Genomic DNA, 15,982 nt, shown 5'->3' with positions numbered 1-15,982 from the left:
CTTACTAGGCCAGTCGCCCTCCGCACCAGCCCCCTCCCAGGTAGATTTTTATTTTATGCAGTACATTTTGAACGCTATCCGCGGCGCCCTCATCGGCATGGCCGAGCTCGTACCGGGCATCTCCGGTGGCACCGTGGCGCTCATCGTGGGCATTTATGAACGCGCAGTCCACAACGCCAACGATCTCATCTCCGGCCGCTTCAAGAAGGTGGAATGGAGCTTCCTCATCTCCGTAGCGATCGGCATGTTCATCGCCGTCTTCGGAATGTCCACCGTGCTTTCTAACTTCGTGGAAAATCACGTATCGGCTTCCGGAGCGCTCTTTTTGGGCATGGTGGCTGTGTCCATTTTTGTACCGCTATCCATGCTTTCTAAGCAGGAGAGGCTGCGCCCCTCGTCCATCATCGCGTTCGTCGTTGCCACGATCGCAATCTTCTTCATCACCGGCTTCACCTCCGAACCGCACGAGAACCCCAGCCTTATTGTGGTCTTCTTCGCCGCCGCCATCGCGGTATGTGCACTCATCCTGCCAGGCATTTCCGGCTCGCTCATCCTGCTGACCATGGGCCTCTACCAGCCCATCATTGGCGCCGTTTCAGATCGTGACCTAGGCACTATCGCCGTCTTCGCGCTGGGTGCCCTGTGTGGCCTTGCGGCGTTTATCAAGGTGTTGAACTTCCTGCTGGATCACCACCGCGCCCCCACGCTGATGGCCATGGCAGGTTTCATGCTCGGTTCTCTGCGCGCCCTGTGGCCCTGGGGAGCTGACCAAGATGCCTCTAGCGGCATCATCATCGGCATGTTCATCCTCGGTGCACTCATCGTCTCCGCGTTCATCGTCGTAGATATGAAGAAAGCCCGCGCTATAGATGAAAGGACGGCGCAAAAGTAATGCCGCGCTCGTTTTCTCGCCGCGCGATTATCGCCGCGGTCCTCGTCCCCACGCTGAGTCTAAGCGCCTGCGTCACCAACGAGGAAGATTCCACTCCGGAGGGCTGGGAAGAACCCCATTCCGCAATGGTGCCGGAAATTGCCGCCATGTATGACGACAACGATGGCGTCCTCACTGCCGGAACTAACCCACCCTATGCTCCATTTCAGCTTAAGGATTCCCACGGGGCGCTCCAGGGCGTTGAACTCGATCTTGCGCACGCCGTTGCCGGCGTCTTGGGACTCGATTTCCAGCCCGTGGAACAGGACTTCTCCATGATCCTGCCCGCCGTGCAATCGGGCCAGATTGATATGGGCGCATCCGGATTCACGGATAACCCCGAGCGCCGCAATGAATTCGACTTTGTAGATCACCTCTACGCCGGCATCCAGTGGGCCGAACGAGTAGACGGACCTAAAAAGGTTGACCCGGATAATCCTTGCGGCTTGACCGTTGCGGTGCAGCGCACCACGGTATCTGAAACCGACGATGTGCGGCCCAAGAAGGATGCGTGCAACGGCGATCTCACAGTCTTGTCTTATGACACCGGTGACAACGCCGCGCTGGCGGTACTTATGGGACGCGCAGATGCCCTGTCCGCAGACTCCCCAGTAACGGCGTGGGCGGTCAATCGCTCCGAAGGAAAGATGCGGCAGGTAGGCGATATGTTCCAAGCATCGCCCTATGGCTTTGCCGTACCCAAGGATTCCGATTTGGGCAAGGCCTCAGCTGCGGCACTGCAACACCTCATCGAAACCGGTGAGTATGCAGAAATTTTGTCCCGTTGGGGCATCGAGGATGGCTTAATAGACCAGGCAATGATTAATGAAAGGCCGATCAATGGTTAATGAAAATGCGGCGACGCCAGCTACGGCAGAGCCTAAGGAAAAGCCCGCCAAGATCGAGGCGCGACCTCTACGCCACCCGTGGCGCTGGGTATTCGCCGGCCTGCTTATCGTGCTCGCCGTGTGGTTCATCATCGCCTCCGCCCGCAACGAGGCTTTTGGCTGGGACACCTACTTCCAGTATCTCTTTGATAAGCGCATTGCGCTTGCCTCCCTGCACACCATTGCCATCACCATTTTGTCAATGATCATCGGCGTTGTGGGTGGTGCCATACTTGCGGTTATGCGCATGTCCCCCAACCCGGTGCTGCGCAGCGTCTCCTGGATATTCCTCTGGGTCTTCCGCGGCACGCCGATCTATGTGCAACTGGTGTTCTGGGGCCTGCTCTCCGCCATCTACCAATCCATCAACTTGGGCTTTACCGAGGTGTCTTTGCAGACGATCCTCACCAACGCCTTCTTCCTTGCGGTGATGGGCCTGGGGCTTAATGAAGCCGCCTATATGGCCGAGATTGTGCGCTCCGGTATCACCTCCGTTCCCGAGGGGCAGAAGGAAGCGTCCAAGGCACTGGGCATGTCCTGGTGGATGACCATGCGCCGCACCGTCCTTCCGCAGGCCATGCGCATTATCATTCCGCCCACAGGAAATGAGTTCATTTCCTTGCTCAAGACCTCTTCCCTCGTGGTGGCCATTCCTTATACCGAGGAGATCTTCGGCCGTTCCACGGATATTTCCGCCGCCCTCTTCCAGCCCATCCCGTTGCTGCTGGTCGCAGCGTCCTGGTACCTCGTGGTTACTTCCCTGCTGATGGTGGGTCAGTACTTCCTGGAGCGCCGCTTTGAGCGCGGTGCCACCCGCGAGCTCACCGGCCGCCAACTTGCTGCGCTGGCAGACGCTGAAGGAACCATCCCCCGCAACGTATCCGTGATTTCGGAGGCTAAAAACTAATGGCTACTCCCATGATTTCCGCCCAGAACGTCCATAAGTCCTTCGGACAGCTCGAGGTCCTCAAAGGCATTGACCTTGAGGTCCAGCCCGGCGAAGTGGCCTGCCTGTTAGGCCCCTCGGGCTCCGGCAAGTCCACCTTCCTGCGCTGCGTCAATCACCTTGATAAGGCGACGGCGGGCCGCCTCTACGTCGACGGCGAGCTGATTGGCTACCGCGAAAAGAACGGCACCCTTTATGAGATCAGCGAGAAGGAAGCCGCAGAACAGCGCTCCGATATCGGAATGGTCTTTCAGTCTTTCAACCTTTTCCCCCACCGCACGGTGATTGAAAACATCATCGAGGCACCGGTGCAGGTGAAAAAGATTCCGGAAGAGACCGCCCGCGCCCGCGCTATGGAGCTGTTGGAGGACGTTGGCTTGGCCTCCAAGGCCAATAACTACCCGGTGCAGCTCTCTGGCGGACAGCAACAGCGCGTTGCCATCGCTCGTGCGGTGGCTATGGATCCTAAGCTTATGCTTTTCGACGAACCTACGTCCGCCCTCGACCCCGAGCTCGTCGGCGAAGTGCTGCGCGTTATGAAGGACCTCGCAGCTGAAGGCATGACCATGCTCGTCGTCACCCACGAGATGGGTTTTGCGCGCGAGGTAGCCGATAAGGTCTTCTTCATGGACGGCGGCGTGGTCATCGAGTCCGGCAGCCCAGCTGAGGTTTTGGATAACCCGCAACAACCACGCACCAAGGACTTTTTGGCTTCGTTGCTATAGCCCCCACTACACTCCGCAGAGTGCCTTCAGCCCGCCGCCTCTTCAGCAAAGAGGACCGGCGGGCTTTGTCGTGGCTCACGCGCCTACGAAAGCGTCAAAATACCCCGAATCAGTGCGCTGGCCGCGCCCAACCCGGCAACGCTTAATGAGAGCACGCGGGCCTTTTCTCGTGGAACACGCCGAGCAATCCGGGTGCCGGCCCAAATGCCGACGAACATACCTAATACTCCGGCGGGCCACATCACCCAAGGCAGGCCATCAAAATGCGCCGCACCAGTAAGCGTCTTGGTCATCACGGAAAAGAATCCGCCTACGACAAAAATCGGCTGCAGCGTAGCTGCGTAGACATTTTGAGGCCACTTTGCCGCCTGGGCGTAGACGGTAATAACCGGGCCGGCCACGCCGGCCAAGGTGTTGGTAAAGCCGCCGAGAATACCGGCGGAGATGGCAGGGCCTTTGCCCTCCATCGGCGGGACAAACTTCTTTCCAAATGTCACTACGGCCAATGCGGCCAGAAGCGCAGCGCCCACTACGATCATGAGCCCTGCCGTGTCCATACGCCTAATGAGCAACGCCGCGGCCAAGGAACCAATCACCATAACTGGAGCTATAAGTCCGAACTTCTTCCAGCTCACATTCTCACGCACGGAATAGGTGGTCAGAATCGCATTTATGCAGGCCAGAACGTTAATGACGAGGATTCCTTCGACCGGCCCCATAATGAGCATGAGGATGGGACCGCCGATGAGACCGAGCCCCATTCCGGATACCCGCTGCAGTGTCGAACCAACGACAACGACGAGGAAAATAACCAGTGCGAGGCTCACTGCCGGTATTTCTCCTTTACCGCACGGCCTACGGATTCGGGGAACATACCCGTTACGTCACCGCCAAACTTTGCTACCTGCTTACACAACGAGGAACTGATATAGCCGTACTTCTCGTCCGTGAGTAGGAAGACAGTATCGATTCCCGAAAGGCGCCGGTTCATCTGCGCCATGGGCAGCTCATATTCATAATCCAGAGAGCTACGCAGTCCCTTCACTAGGACGTCTGCCCCATGCTCCGTGGTGTAGTCCACCAACAGCCCGGAGCAATAATCCACCTTGATGGAAGAATCCACGCTCTGGCGGATAAGTTCCATGCGTTCCTCCACGCTAAAGAGCCCTGAGGGCTTGTCGGGATTACCGGTTACCAACACGGTGACCTCATCAAACATCTGGTTAGCGCGATTGATGATATCGACGTGACCTAAGGTGACGGGGTCGAAGGATCCAGGGCAGACGGCCTTAGTCATGCTACTTTCGCTTTCTTTTCAGGGGTTTAGTCTTCGGCGTCCTCGCTGCCGGGACGGGTATAAACCGCCATATCCATACGTGCGATGCCAAAGGTGCGCTTCTTCAGCTTCTGGCCGGTGGGCTCAAAACCAGCAGGCCACACCGTATCCGCGGAATCGACGTGGCGCTCAATTACTACCATTGCGTGATCAGTAAGCACCGGTTCGATGGCAGCAATGAGTGCATCCACCTCATCAAAAGCATAGGGCGGGTCCGCAAGCACCAGGTCAAAGTGTTTGCGCGGGGCACTAGCCAGGTAGGTGCCTACCTTCATCTCTTGCACGCGCACGCCGGGATGCTTGACGACGCCCATGTTGTGCCGGATGATTTTCACTGCATCGGCCGAAGATTCCACCAGTACTGCTTCCTCTGCCCCTCGGCTCGCCGCCTCTAGGCCCAGGGCACCAGAGCCAGCAAAAAGATCGAGCACCGAAGATCCAGCAAAGCCCCACCGTGCAGTGAGGGACGAAAACAGCCCTTCGCGGGCGCGGTCTGCGGTAGGCCGAGTTCCTTCTGCAGGCACTTTAATGGTGCGTCCGCGGGCTTCGCCGGCAATAATGCGCGTCATTTATGCTTCTCCAATCTCCATCAAAAGGTCTCCGCCCACCACGTCACTAAAGTCAGAGACCACAATACGGTGGACCTTTCCTGGTCCCGGGCTTTCTACGGGAGCCTCGAGCTTCGTGGCTTCAACGGTCGCAAGCGGTACTCCGGTATCAACAGTGTCTCCCACATTCACATGGCAGCGGACGATGCCCGCGAAGGGGGCGTAAATTTTCATGCTTCTAGGTTAACCCGTCTTAGTTCTTCTCCAAGTATTCCTGTTCGCTTTCGCTCAAATTGCGCGTGAGTTCCTCAGCCAGCTCGGGATTGCGCAACACCATGGCGCGCGCATCCGTGTGGGTGCGCTCCACAATGTCTTGGTCATCCGCCAAGTTCAGTAGCCGCAAGGTGCGGTGCGTTCCGGACTGCATGGTGCCCAAGATGTCGCCCTCTTGGCGTTGGCGCAAATCAAGCTCGGCCAGTTCAAAACCCGAGGACGTTTGGGCGATCTGAGTGATACGACGGAAGGACGGAGTGTTATCGGCTGCCGTCGTGTGCAAAAGGCAGACGGAGGCATTGCCGCCTCGTCCCACACGCCCACGCAACTGGTGCAACTGGGAAACGCCGAAATGCTCGGACTCGCGGATGAGCATCACCGTGGCATTGGGAACATCCACGCCCACCTCAATGACCGTGGTAGAGACCAGGATATCGATCTCTCCCCTGGCAAATGACGTCATTACCTCGTCTTTATTGGGCATCTTCCCATGCAAAATGGCGATCCGTAGTCCCTTGAAGGGACCGTTTTCTAACTGCTGTGCAAGCTCTAGAACTCCGCCTTTGCCTTCAATGCGCGGGCAAACGATATAGGCCTGATGGCCGTGGGCAACCTCCTCGCGTATCCGCTCGAGTGCGCGCAGCACCCAGGTCGGCCGCCACTCGGCCACCACTGCTGACTGAATAGGTTTGCGACCACCGGGCAGCTCGGTCAGCGTTGATACGGCGAGGTCGCCAAAGACGGTCATCGCAATGGTGCGCGGAATCGGCGTTGCTGTCATCACCAGCACGTGGGGGCTAAGTCCCTCACGCGCCTTTAACCGCAGGCTATCGCGCTGCTCTACACCAAACCGGTGTTGCTCATCCACGACGACCAATCCCAGGTTAAAGAACTCCACGCTGTCTTGGATAATCGCATGGGTTCCAATGACGATGTCCGCGTCACCGGAGACAATATCCAATAATGCCTGCCGCTTGTCCGCCGTACGCATGGAGCCGGTCAGGAGTACCACCTTGACCCCTTCGGGAACCGAGGTCCCGATGGAGGCAGCGTGTTGGGAGGCGAGCACTTCCGTAGGCGCCAACAGCGCGGCCTGCGTTCCTGCGTCAACAGCCTGCAGCATAGCGCAGGTAGCCACCATGGTTTTGCCAGAGCCAACCTCACCTTGCAGCAAGCGCATCATGGGCAGCGGACGAGCCAGATCGTCTTCAATCTCGCTGATGACGCGCCGCTGCCCTTCAGTCAGATCAAAGGGCAGATGGCTCACCAATTCTTCGCGATAGCCGCCTAAGGTAGCTGGCATGGTAGAAGCGGTGCGGGCTTCGGCATCTCGCTGGCGTAATGCCATCACCAAACCAATAGACAAAGCCTCGTTGTACTTCAGCCGCTGAATCGCACGGTACGGGCCTGCCTCCCCCGGCTCATGGATTTCCCGCACTGCCTTATCGAGGCTGATGATCATCTGATAATCCAGCGGTTCCTCAATCGGCGGGGTCTTAGATAAGACGTAGTGGATAGCGCCCATGATGTACCACGAGGTCACCTTGGACGTGGCCGGGTACACCGGTATCCATTCACGTTCCAAGAGGAGCTGGTCGAGCCTGCCAAACTGCGACAGGTTCCGCAGCGAGCCGGTGGCCTTTGGGCGGTGCTTCTTGCCGGATTCGGCCGCTGGCTGGCGGTAATCATCCAGTTCGCCATCGGGGCGGCCGAACGCATCGATCTCTACGAAGTCCGGCTGCTGTAATTGAGGTTGGTTGCGGAAGAATTTGAGCTTGCCGCTCATCATGACGCGCTGTCCGCGGTGCAACATCCGCATCACGTAATTGGCATTGAAAAAAGTCGCAATGATGCTGCCATCGAGCTGCACATTGATGATGGTGGTCTTGCCCGAGTCGTGGCGGGTGAATCCGGTAATAGTTCCGGTAACCGTGACGATATCGCCCTCCGCAGCATCTCCTAGTCCGACGTCCTTGTTGTGGCGGATATAGTCTCGCGGATAGTGAGCTAAGAGCTCGCCGCAGGTCTCATACCCCAGTGCTTTGGTAATCTTCGCGGCGTCTTTCGCCGCAAGCACCTCTGTCAAAGGGCGATTGTCCTGCCAGCCGAGCATTGCTATTCCACTCCGATTTCGGTTGCGATATCCGGTACTTTCAGTGCCATAACGTCCACGCGAAGCTGTTGAGCTAGGTCCTCCTGGTCTAGGTCAAGGGCGCTTAAGACTGTGATCTGCTCACCGCCTTCTGCTAAGAGATCGCGGCAAGTGGCAATGATTGATTGCGGGGTTTCCTGGCTCGGGTAAGCCACCCGCATGGACTTGGCAGCATCACGCATGGCAGCAACGACGGCACCAGTATCTGGGTTATCCGGTTCATAGACGGAGATCGCGGCTAAGGCTGCAGCCAGAGATTGCGCGGGCACTACTCGCCCAGCAGCGGTCTGCGAACTCACGCCGGTAGCAAGAACGATGTCCTCGTCTTTAGCCGCAATGGGATCATCCGGAGACACAACGCTAACCCCCGCAGATGCCAGAAGATCGCTGATGGGCCCGGCTGGTGCAGCGGCAAACACTCTACGAGAAATCGGCTCTTCGGAGGCAGGTTCGGTGTGAGGAGGCAACACCTCCAGGTGGAGGTTGGTTACCTTTCCTGTACCAAAGGCGGTTTCAATGACTTTGCCTGCCTGCCGGGAGTGGATATGTACATTAGCGCTGTCCTCGGTGGCCCGAGCGATAACGAGGCTGTCTCCCAACGGTTCGATTGCTGCCTGGAGCGTGTCTATATCTCCCGCAAAGAAAAAGACAACTTCCAGTTCAGTTTCCGGCTCCGGTTCAGGCAGGCCTGTGTGTCCGGCCGAGCCTTCAATTTCTGCGAGGAGAGACTCTAAAAGGATGACGAGGCCGGCGCCGCCAGCATCCACCACTCCTGCCTCGCGCAGGGCTGGTAATTGCGAAGGAGTGCGCTCGAGGGCCATTCGCGCGGCAGTGATTGCGGCGCTGACAATACTGTGCAAGGTTGCGCCTGACTGCGCTTGAGCGTCGTCGGCAGCCTCGGCTGCTGCCTTCAAAACCGTAATAACTGTTCCTTCCACCGGCTCGGCGATAGCCCGGTCCACCAGCTCCACGGCCTGCTTGAGGGAACGGACAAAGACGACACCGTCGATAACTGAGTCCACCGTTGACTCGGCCACGCCGCGCAGAACCTGCGACAACACCATTCCCGAGTTTCCGCGGGCACCACGCACCGCCCCGAGCGCGAGTGAATCGGCGACATCGCCACCGTTGTCGAGCTCCGCAACCGCTGCCTCCATGGTGTGCGCCATATTCGAGCCCGTATCGGAATCCGGTACAGGAAAAACATTGAGCGCGTTGATCTCATCGCGGCGATGGGCTAGTTCCCCCACGGCGCGGGTGGCCCAATTGCGCATTCCGTGGGAATCCAGCGTGCTGGGGTAGGACATGCGCAACAGTTTACAAGCGCCAGTCTATTTCCTGTGCGCCTTGGTCCCGCAAAAGGGCGTTTGCCCGGGAAAAGGGCTGGGAACCAAAGAAGCCGCGGCTGGCAGATAGCGGCGAGGGATGTGGGGACTTGATACAGGGGACGTCGGGAAGAAAGCGCTCACATGCTTGCGCATCCCGGCCCCAGAGAATCGCGACCATGGGGCTGCGGTTGAGCGCGCGAATGGCAGCCTCGGTAATCTCTTCCCAGCCGATGCGGCGGTGCGATCCAGCCTGGCCTGGGGCTACGGTAAGCACCCTGTTAAGCAACAGCACTCCCTGGTCCGCCCAGGCGCTCAGGTCCCCGTCTTCCCGGCCGTCGATACCCAGATCATCGTGCAGCTCGCGGTAAATATTGACCAAGGAACGCGGCGGTTTCACACCCGGGCGAGTGGAGAAGGCCATGCCCATGGCGTGTCCTGGGGTGGGATAAGGGTCTTGGCCCACAATGAGCACGCGGACCTCATCCAGCGGCATCTGCAACGCACGGCAGACATCCTCAGCCGGGGGCAAATAGTCCTGCCCCTCAAGAGCGTGAGAAATCTGTGGCCATTGCTTTTCAACTACCGGTGCCAGCATCGGCTCCCAAGAGGGGTGGTAGGTGGGGTGCATGGTTAAAAGCTCAACCAGCCTTTCTGATAGCTCGGTGTCGTGCCTCCCAGCGTAACCCCGCAGCCGCGGGTTACGGTGCCAATCTTTCGGAATCCGGAGGGGGCGTCCTTTGCCGTCGTGCCGATGAGGGTGTGGTCTTCGCCGCCGCTGAGTACCCATTCCCACGGGTCGCAGTCGAGTAGATCCGCGGCTTGGCACAGCAATTCTTCCGGTTGCAAGGCCTGCGGATCCAAGTCCATGTGCACGCAGGAATGCTCGGCCATCGTCGTGCAGTCTTGAATCAAACCGTCTGAGTTATCGGTCATGGCGGTGACCCCGGCGGCGCGGGCGATGACGCCACGGCCGGGGTTGAGCCAGGGGGCACAGTGGGCGTCGATAAGCGGCTGCAGGTGCTCATGCCCTGCAGGAAGGTTCCGGCCGAAGCGCTCCAACAAGGCCAAGCCGGCGGCCGAGTGGCCGATCTTGCCGTGCGCTACCACCTGCTGGCCGGCCCGCGCCCCGTCCAAAGTCAAGGCGGGAAGGCTGCCGCCCAGGAAGCCTACGGCCGTGATATTGATGACCAAGAGATCAGACTTCGTGAGGTCGCCGCCTACCAACTCGGCGTTATAGAAGGAGCTATGTTCCGCAATTCCCTCGGCAATGCCACGTACGAAGGGCACCGGGGTATCGCCTGGCGCGGCGATTGCAAGCAGGGCAGCAACCGGACGGGCACCCATAGCTTCCACATCGGCAAAATTGCGCAAGATGGCCTTCTTGCCAATCTCGCGCGGGGTAGACCACTCGCGCAGGAAATGACGTCCCTCCACCATCAAATCAGTGGCCGCCACGGTGCGGGAATTCGGCGGCGCGCTGGGCAGTACCGCGGCATCGTCTCCATTGAGCCTACTGGAGGCCACGGAGGTAATTTCCCGGATGGCGGCGCGTTCTCCCACATCTGCGAGAGTCTGAGTTAAGTTCACCAGCTTCCTTTCGATACTATGAGCCCTTATGACATCCCAATTTAACCGCACCGCGATCTTCATTTCACTTGGGTTGTCCATAGTGATGGTTCTGGCGGTCCTTTTCGGCGCAAAATACGTATTCAATAACGTCGCCAAAGCACCAGTGGCGGTCTCCCCCGTGGAGTCTAAGGAGGCAGACTCGCAAGCCTGCCGCAGCTTTATCGACGCCCTTCCGGATCAGGTCATGGATAGGCCACGTGCCGATATTGCCGAGCCCGTGCCTTCGGGCGTCGCGGCCTGGGCCACTACCTCAGAGGATAAGGTCACCGTGCGCTGTGGCGTAGATATGCCTTTCCAGTACACCGAGTACTCCCAGACCCAGGACGTAGAAGGCGAACAGTGGTTCCAGGTGCGCGATGCCACCCCCGGCTCCAACCTCACCACTTGGTATGCGCCGCAGCGCTTCCCCGTTGTCGCGGTCACTGCCTCCACTGACGCAGAGCCGGGCGAGCTGAACGACGCCCTCTCTTCCCTCGAAGAAAAGCCTGCCACTGCCCACGAGGCGCCACTTAAGGCTCTCAAGGCGGGGAATGACCAGATGTGCGCAGAAGTAGACAAGGCCCTGCCCGATTCGGTGGCTGAGGGATACAGCCGCCGCGAGGTTGAGGATAAGAATACCTATGTATGGAGTGCCGAAGGCCGCGAAGACATCGTTGCGCGATGCGGCGTAGCCAAGCCGGAGAACTATCGCGCCGGAGTCAAGCTCCAACAGGTCAACGATATTCCGTGGTTCGAGGACACCACCTTGGCCCATGGCACGACCGCGGGCACGTGGTTTGCCCTCGGCCGCGAGGACTACCTTGCGCTACACGCCCCACAAGATGCCGCGCAGGCGGCACTGGTGGAAATTGGCGATGTGCTCGCAGAGCACACGGCCGAAAAATAAGCAGCGCTTGGGCCTACTTGGCTAGGGCCTGCTCGATAAGCGCCTCGAGCAGCGCCGGGTACTCAACGCCCGAGGCCGCGAGCACCTGCGGGTACATGGAGATCGGGGTAAAGCCCGGCAGGGTATTGATCTCGTTGATGTACACAGATTCCTCGGTGACGAAGAAGTCGACCCTAGACAAGCCCTCACAGTTGAGGGCCTCGAAGGCGCGGATTGCCATGTCGCGTAGCTTTTCGGTCAGCTCGGGTGCGAACGGCGCAGGGATTTCGGCGGTGACCACATTGTCGAGGTACTTGGTGTCGAAGCCATAAAAGCCCTCGTCGGAATCATCGATACCGGCGAGCAGCGCCGGGACGGAGGCCAGCAAGGTGCCATCGGCGTAGTGGAGTACACCGATTTCTACCTCTTGGCCTACGATTTCTGGCTCCACCAGGATCTTTTCATCATCTTCTAACGCCAAGTCGACGGCTGCGGGGAACTCCTCCCAGCTATTGACCTTGGATACGCCGATCGATGATCCGCCCCGGGCGGGCTTTACAAAGACGGGCAGGCCTAATCGCTGCTTTTCGTCCTCGCTTAGCTCGGTGCGGCCTTTGAGGATGACCTCGGGCGCTACGGGCAGGTCTGCTGCCGCCAGCACCTTCTTGGTAAATTCCTTATCCATACCCACCGAGGAAGCCAATACCCCTGGGCCTACATAGGGCAAGCCGGAAAGCTCAAAGAGGCCTTGGATAGTGCCGTCCTCACCAAAGGGGCCGTGCAGAATGGGAAATACCACGTCGACCTCTGCGAAGAGCGTGCCGTCGGTGACGTTGTGGAACTGTCCCCTGGCATTGGGATCAAGAGAAAGGGTCAGCTCCGCACCTGGGTTGACCTCCGGCATGACACCATCGACAATTTCTAAGCCCTCCGTGGTGCCAGGCGTCCACGTGCCCTCACGGGTAATGCCGATGGGCACCACCTCGAATTTCTCTGGGTCGAGGTGGTTCATGATCGCACCTGCGGATACGCAGGATACGGAGTGCTCGGTGCTACGGCCGCCATAGATGACGGCCACGCGGGTCTTTTCAGTCATGCCCGCAGATTTTACCCTCGACCTACTCCGACTTCTTGGACCGACCCATCAAAGCGATGATCATATCTTCTACCGCCACGCCCTCGTAGCACACGCCATAAACGGCGTGCGTGATAGGCATCTCTACCCCGGCCTGCTGGGCGAGGCGATAGATGGAGTCACAGGAGTAGACGCCCTCCGCGACCTGGCCATTGGTGGCTGCCTTGGCCTCTTCAATCGTGCCACCTTGGCCCAGGCGGTAGCCAAAGGTGCGGTTGCGCGACAATGTCGAGGTGCACGTTGCCACCAAGTCGCCCATGCCTGCCAGGCCGGAAAAGGTAAATGGATCCGCCCCCAGCTCCACGCCCAGGCGGGTAATCTCCGCCAGACCGCGGGTGATGATGGTGGCCATGGTGTTATTGCCCAGCCCCTTGCCGGAGGCGATACCACAGGCCAAGGCGATGACATTCTTGCAGGCGCCACCGATTTCCGCGCCGATGACATCGGTATTGGTGTAGGGCCGCAGGTACGGCGCGGCGACCGCAGCCTGCACGCGCTGAGCGCGGTCTTCATCGGAGCAGGCAATCACCGTGGCGGCCACTTGGCCGGCAGCGATCTCCTTGGCCAAGTTCGGGCCAGACAGTACCGCCACGCGGTCTGCTGGCACGCCCGCCGCATCCATAATGACCTCGCTCATGCGCTTGAGCGTGGCAGTCTCTACGCCTTTAGAAATAGACACCAGGGTCGCGTCCTCTGGCAGGTGCGGCGCCCACTTTTCCACGTTGGCGCGCAAGGTTTGGGAGGGAACGCCGAACACGACGACGTCGGCAAGCGCCAGCGCTTCGACATCATCATGGGTGGCCCGCACCGCGGCCGGCAGGCGGGTATCCGGCAAATAGTCCGGATTGGTGTGGGTCTCGTTGATGGCCTGCGCCAATTCCGCGCGGCGCGCCCACAGGCGGACATCATTTCCGGCATCCGCAAAGACCTTAGCCAAGGTAGTTCCCCAAGAACCAGCACCCATCACAGCAACGTTAACCATGGTGTTTCCTCCAAATGTGCGAATCTATAACCCCAACCTTAAAGCATGCCCGTTCACCGTGGGGCGAGGATGCATAACGCGCCTAACCCGTGGGACAATGGGCCCTTAGACGTTGTTCTTATAAACCCAATTACTGTGGAAAGGCCCCGTGGAGGCAGACGATGCCCAATATTAAAAAGATGCACGAAACCGACAAGGATCAGCAGCACGAGGAGTTTATTTCCGGCCGCCATCAGGAAATCCCGGTGGACCCCGCCAAGGAATTCCACCGCACAACCCTTGCCGCCGGCGCCGTAATCTGGCGCGGGTCCCCGCAGGACCCGGAAATCGCACTCATCCACCGTCCCCATTACGATGATTGGTCCCTGCCCAAGGGCAAGGTCGATCCCGGCGAATCACTGCCCACGACCGCAGCCCGGGAAATCCTGGAGGAAACCGGCTTTAGCGTGCGCCTGGGCAAGCTCATCGGCAAGGTAACGTACCCAGTCCAAGGCCGCACTAAGGTGGTCTACTACTGGGTGGCCAAGTACCTGGGCGGAACCTATTCCGCCAATAGTGAAACCGATGAGCTACGGTGGCTGCCCATCGACGAGGCGCAAGACCTCCTGTCCTACGACGTTGATACCGCGGTAGTAGCCAAGGCGGCTAAGCGCCTACGCATCGCGCCCGCTACCCGCGTGCTCTATGTGCGCCACGCACGCGCGCATGAAAGCGGTAGCTGGCAAGGCGATGACAACCTGCGACCACTGGATAAAAAGGGCCGCCGCCAAGCAGAGATGCTGGTGCCGATGCTCAGTGCCTTCCAGCCCACCGCCATTTACTCTGCCCTGCCCCAGCGCTGCCAGCAGACGGCTGCCCCGCTTGCCGACGAACTGGGCAAGGACATTTCCATCAACAAAAACTTTGGCGATGAGGCCTGGGAGAACGACCCAGAAGCAGCCAAGAAAGCTTTCCGCCGCGTGGTCAACGAAGGCGGCGTTCCCGTCATCGTAAGCCAGGGCGCCACCATTCCTGGCATCATCGAGGACCTCGCCCCAAAGTTCCTGAAAAAGCCGGTGGACAAGCTGAAGTTTAAGAAGGCTTCTGTGTGGGTCTTGTCTTTCAACAATGGCGAGCTCACCGGTGCCGATTACCTGGCTAGCCCACTGCCGGTGCGCTAGCTGCTCGGCTCTTCCGCACGCTACTACTAAGGCCCTGCCTGCCACCTGATTCGGTGGACCGGCAGGGCCTTCTGTGCACTCCTATTGTGCGATGCGCAGCTTTCTAGCCGCGCAGTCCAAGGGTGCGGCGGACAAAGAGAACCATAATGAGTGTATTCAGCGCCGGGAACAAAATAGCGCCGACGATGGTAAAGCTCAGCACGGCGTACAGGACGGCAATTAGGACGAGCACCAAGATGGTCACTCCAACGTTCTTCTTTGCGACCTCGATGGAAGCCCCAAAGGTTTCGCCCACAGATAGCTCAGGGCGTGCAGCCTTGACGGCCGGCATCCAAGTGAAGAAGAAGGCGGCGAAGAGTCCCGGAATAACCAGGAGAATGAAGCCCAGGGAAATAACCAGCCACGAAAGCACATTCACCGCCATGAGACCGGCGACATTTTTAAAGCTCAGAAAGTCCTTTATCTCCAGCGTCCCGGTATCCACCTGTTTATTAGCAGCCTTGTACCAAGTGCTAACTGACCAAATAACCACGAGGAACATGGCGATAAAGGCTAAGAACATTACTGCAATGAGCCCACCGGTAAGCGCGGCATCGGAACCCGAGCCGCTATTGGCTAGAGCATCAATGGATGCACCGCTGCCTGCTAGGACGGCGAACATCAGCAAATAGAGGATCAAGACAACTACCATCTGCACCAGCGGACCGAAAATCCACTCCGCCCAATTGCGGCCGAAGTAGCGGAAGCTATCCGCGATTACCTGAATGGCGTCTACGTCACGACCAAAAAGGGAATCGTCTCCCGGATACGGGCTCCCGGCGTATCCGGGCTGGCCGTACTGCTGTTGTCCATACTGTTGCTGGCCAAACTGCTGTTGCCCAAAGTGCTGTTGGCCGTAGCCAGACTGGCCATTCGCCTCATTTCCATGAGATGCAGACTCATGGCCGGCTCCGGGATACTCTGCCCCGTTGTTTCCTGAATTGAAGGAATCATTATTCGAATAGGGATTGCTCATAAGTCTAAAGCTAGGGTGATACTTCGTTGCGGGAAACTGGAGCAAACAATTGTTACCTATACGTTACCGA

Annotated in this window: 17 protein-coding genes; 6 read left to right on the top strand and 11 right to left on the bottom strand. The window is 58.9% G+C overall.

The window, feature by feature from the left end:
• Positions 1 to 55 precede the first annotated feature (55 nt).
• The 4 genes from CORTU0001_RS04680 to CORTU0001_RS04665 are packed head-to-tail and all read left to right on the top strand — an operon-like array spanning position 56 to position 3,489.
• Positions 56 to 892, top strand: coding sequence for a DUF368 domain-containing protein (locus CORTU0001_RS04680; RefSeq protein WP_005327817.1), 837 nt, complete (start codon positions 56 to 58; stop codon positions 890 to 892).
• Positions 892 to 1,779: an ABC transporter substrate-binding protein gene (locus tag CORTU0001_RS04675; RefSeq protein ID WP_005327810.1), complete on the top strand. Its 888-nt coding sequence runs from the start codon at positions 892 to 894 to the stop codon at positions 1,777 to 1,779. The genes CORTU0001_RS04680 and CORTU0001_RS04675 overlap by 1 nt, the downstream gene beginning before the upstream one ends.
• Entirely contained in the window at positions 1,772 to 2,725 is a 954-nt protein-coding gene (locus tag CORTU0001_RS04670; protein ID WP_005323288.1) for an amino acid ABC transporter permease, read from the top strand. The genes CORTU0001_RS04675 and CORTU0001_RS04670 overlap by 8 nt, the downstream gene beginning before the upstream one ends.
• Entirely contained in the window at positions 2,725 to 3,489 is a 765-nt protein-coding gene (locus tag CORTU0001_RS04665) for an amino acid ABC transporter ATP-binding protein (protein ID WP_005323289.1), read from the top strand. The genes CORTU0001_RS04670 and CORTU0001_RS04665 overlap by 1 nt, the downstream gene beginning before the upstream one ends.
• A gap of 83 nt (positions 3,490 to 3,572) precedes the next feature.
• Here the strand turns inward: CORTU0001_RS04665 and CORTU0001_RS04660 are convergent, their stop codons facing one another.
• Genes CORTU0001_RS04660 through CORTU0001_RS04625 form a run of 8 tightly spaced genes read right to left on the bottom strand, consistent with a single transcriptional unit; the run spans position 3,573 to position 10,794 of the window.
• The gene (locus CORTU0001_RS04660) at positions 3,573 to 4,316 is read right to left on the bottom strand and encodes a sulfite exporter TauE/SafE family protein (RefSeq protein WP_005327809.1); all 744 of its coding nucleotides are present in this window, start codon (positions 4,314 to 4,316) and stop codon (positions 3,573 to 3,575) included.
• A complete protein-coding gene (gene coaD / locus CORTU0001_RS04655; RefSeq protein ID WP_005323291.1) occupies positions 4,313 to 4,786 on the bottom strand; it encodes a pantetheine-phosphate adenylyltransferase in 474 nt (157 codons plus the stop codon). Before coaD ends, CORTU0001_RS04660 begins: the two co-directional genes overlap by 4 nt.
• 26 nt (positions 4,787 to 4,812) lie before the next feature.
• Complete coding sequence (gene rsmD / locus CORTU0001_RS04650; RefSeq protein ID WP_005327807.1) at positions 4,813 to 5,394, bottom strand: 16S rRNA (guanine(966)-N(2))-methyltransferase RsmD; 582 nt, start codon at positions 5,392 to 5,394, stop codon at positions 4,813 to 4,815.
• On the bottom strand, positions 5,395 to 5,607 hold the full coding sequence (locus tag CORTU0001_RS04645; protein ID WP_005327804.1) for a biotin/lipoyl-containing protein: 213 nt from the start codon (positions 5,605 to 5,607) through the stop codon (positions 5,395 to 5,397). It abuts the gene before it with no gap.
• A gap of 19 nt (positions 5,608 to 5,626) precedes the next feature.
• On the bottom strand, positions 5,627 to 7,759 hold the full coding sequence (locus tag CORTU0001_RS04640) for an ATP-dependent DNA helicase RecG (RefSeq protein WP_005327801.1): 2,133 nt from the start codon (positions 7,757 to 7,759) through the stop codon (positions 5,627 to 5,629).
• A gap of 2 nt (positions 7,760 to 7,761) precedes the next feature.
• Positions 7,762 to 9,105: a DAK2 domain-containing protein gene (locus CORTU0001_RS04635; RefSeq protein ID WP_005327798.1), complete on the bottom strand. Its 1,344-nt coding sequence runs from the start codon at positions 9,103 to 9,105 to the stop codon at positions 7,762 to 7,764.
• 10 nt (positions 9,106 to 9,115) lie between these two features.
• Entirely contained in the window at positions 9,116 to 9,754 is a 639-nt protein-coding gene (locus tag CORTU0001_RS04630) for a uracil-DNA glycosylase (RefSeq protein WP_005327795.1), read from the bottom strand.
• Between the two features lie 2 nt (positions 9,755 to 9,756).
• Positions 9,757 to 10,794 carry a thiamine-phosphate kinase gene (locus CORTU0001_RS04625; protein ID WP_084771629.1) on the bottom strand — a complete coding sequence of 346 codons (1,038 nt, stop codon included), beginning with the start codon at positions 10,792 to 10,794 and terminating at the stop codon, positions 9,757 to 9,759.
• On the opposite strand from CORTU0001_RS04625, the gene CORTU0001_RS04620 reads away from it, so the two are divergent.
• The gene (locus CORTU0001_RS04620) at positions 10,742 to 11,641 is read left to right on the top strand and encodes a DUF3515 domain-containing protein (protein WP_034668164.1); all 900 of its coding nucleotides are present in this window, start codon (positions 10,742 to 10,744) and stop codon (positions 11,639 to 11,641) included. The genes CORTU0001_RS04625 and CORTU0001_RS04620 overlap by 53 nt on opposite strands.
• 13 nt (positions 11,642 to 11,654) lie before the next feature.
• Here the strand turns inward: CORTU0001_RS04620 and CORTU0001_RS04615 are convergent, their stop codons facing one another.
• Together CORTU0001_RS04615 and CORTU0001_RS04610 are read right to left on the bottom strand one after the other, a co-directional pair.
• A complete protein-coding gene (locus CORTU0001_RS04615) occupies positions 11,655 to 12,716 on the bottom strand; it encodes a D-alanine--D-alanine ligase family protein (protein WP_005327788.1) in 1,062 nt (353 codons plus the stop codon).
• Between the two features lie 22 nt (positions 12,717 to 12,738).
• Positions 12,739 to 13,737, bottom strand: coding sequence for an NAD(P)H-dependent glycerol-3-phosphate dehydrogenase (locus CORTU0001_RS04610; RefSeq protein ID WP_005327785.1), 999 nt, complete (start codon positions 13,735 to 13,737; stop codon positions 12,739 to 12,741).
• A gap of 161 nt (positions 13,738 to 13,898) precedes the next feature.
• Between CORTU0001_RS04610 and CORTU0001_RS04605 the strand changes: the two genes are divergently transcribed.
• Complete coding sequence (locus CORTU0001_RS04605; protein ID WP_005323301.1) at positions 13,899 to 14,897, top strand: NUDIX hydrolase; 999 nt, start codon at positions 13,899 to 13,901, stop codon at positions 14,895 to 14,897.
• Positions 14,898 to 15,000: 103 nt separating this feature from the next.
• On the opposite strand, the gene CORTU0001_RS04600 is transcribed toward CORTU0001_RS04605, so the two are convergent.
• The gene (locus tag CORTU0001_RS04600; protein ID WP_005327782.1) at positions 15,001 to 15,912 is read right to left on the bottom strand and encodes a YciC family protein; all 912 of its coding nucleotides are present in this window, start codon (positions 15,910 to 15,912) and stop codon (positions 15,001 to 15,003) included.
• Positions 15,913 to 15,982 lie beyond the last annotated feature (70 nt).

It is taken from the genome of Corynebacterium tuberculostearicum SK141, from assembly GCF_000175635.1.
Taxonomy (GTDB): Bacteria; Actinomycetota; Actinomycetes; order Mycobacteriales; family Mycobacteriaceae; genus Corynebacterium; species Corynebacterium tuberculostearicum_C.
Note: the sequence above shows the minus strand (reverse complement) of the source record. Positions and strands in the feature narration are given on the sequence as shown.

Bases quoted from the DNA above. Each gene is read 5' to 3' on its own strand.
- CORTU0001_RS04680 (WP_005327817.1), top strand. From the start codon at position 56: ATGCAGTACATTTTGAACGCTATCCGCGGCGCCCTCATCGGCATGGCC.
- CORTU0001_RS04675 (WP_005327810.1), top strand. From the start codon at position 892: ATGCCGCGCTCGTTTTCTCGCCGCGCGATTATCGCCGCGGTCCTCGTC.
- CORTU0001_RS04670 (WP_005323288.1), top strand. From the start codon at position 1,772: ATGGTTAATGAAAATGCGGCGACGCCAGCTACGGCAGAGCCTAAGGAA.
- CORTU0001_RS04665 (WP_005323289.1), top strand. From the start codon at position 2,725: ATGGCTACTCCCATGATTTCCGCCCAGAACGTCCATAAGTCCTTCGGA.
- coaD (WP_005323291.1), bottom strand. From the start codon at position 4,786: ATGACTAAGGCCGTCTGCCCTGGATCCTTCGACCCCGTCACCTTAGGT.
- rsmD (WP_005327807.1), bottom strand. From the start codon at position 5,394: ATGACGCGCATTATTGCCGGCGAAGCCCGCGGACGCACCATTAAAGTG.
- CORTU0001_RS04645 (WP_005327804.1), bottom strand. From the start codon at position 5,607: ATGAAAATTTACGCCCCCTTCGCGGGCATCGTCCGCTGCCATGTGAAT.
- CORTU0001_RS04640 (WP_005327801.1), bottom strand. From the start codon at position 7,759: ATGCTCGGCTGGCAGGACAATCGCCCTTTGACAGAGGTGCTTGCGGCG.
- CORTU0001_RS04635 (WP_005327798.1), bottom strand. From the start codon at position 9,105: ATGTCCTACCCCAGCACGCTGGATTCCCACGGAATGCGCAATTGGGCC.
- CORTU0001_RS04630 (WP_005327795.1), bottom strand. From the start codon at position 9,754: ATGCACCCCACCTACCACCCCTCTTGGGAGCCGATGCTGGCACCGGTA.
- CORTU0001_RS04620 (WP_034668164.1), top strand. From the start codon at position 10,742: ATGACATCCCAATTTAACCGCACCGCGATCTTCATTTCACTTGGGTTG.
- CORTU0001_RS04625 (WP_084771629.1), bottom strand. From the start codon at position 10,794: ATGGACAACCCAAGTGAAATGAAGATCGCGGTGCGGTTAAATTGGGAT.
- CORTU0001_RS04615 (WP_005327788.1), bottom strand. From the start codon at position 12,716: ATGACTGAAAAGACCCGCGTGGCCGTCATCTATGGCGGCCGTAGCACC.
- CORTU0001_RS04610 (WP_005327785.1), bottom strand. From the start codon at position 13,737: ATGGTTAACGTTGCTGTGATGGGTGCTGGTTCTTGGGGAACTACCTTG.
- CORTU0001_RS04605 (WP_005323301.1), top strand. From the start codon at position 13,899: ATGCCCAATATTAAAAAGATGCACGAAACCGACAAGGATCAGCAGCAC.
- CORTU0001_RS04600 (WP_005327782.1), bottom strand. From the start codon at position 15,912: ATGAGCAATCCCTATTCGAATAATGATTCCTTCAATTCAGGAAACAAC.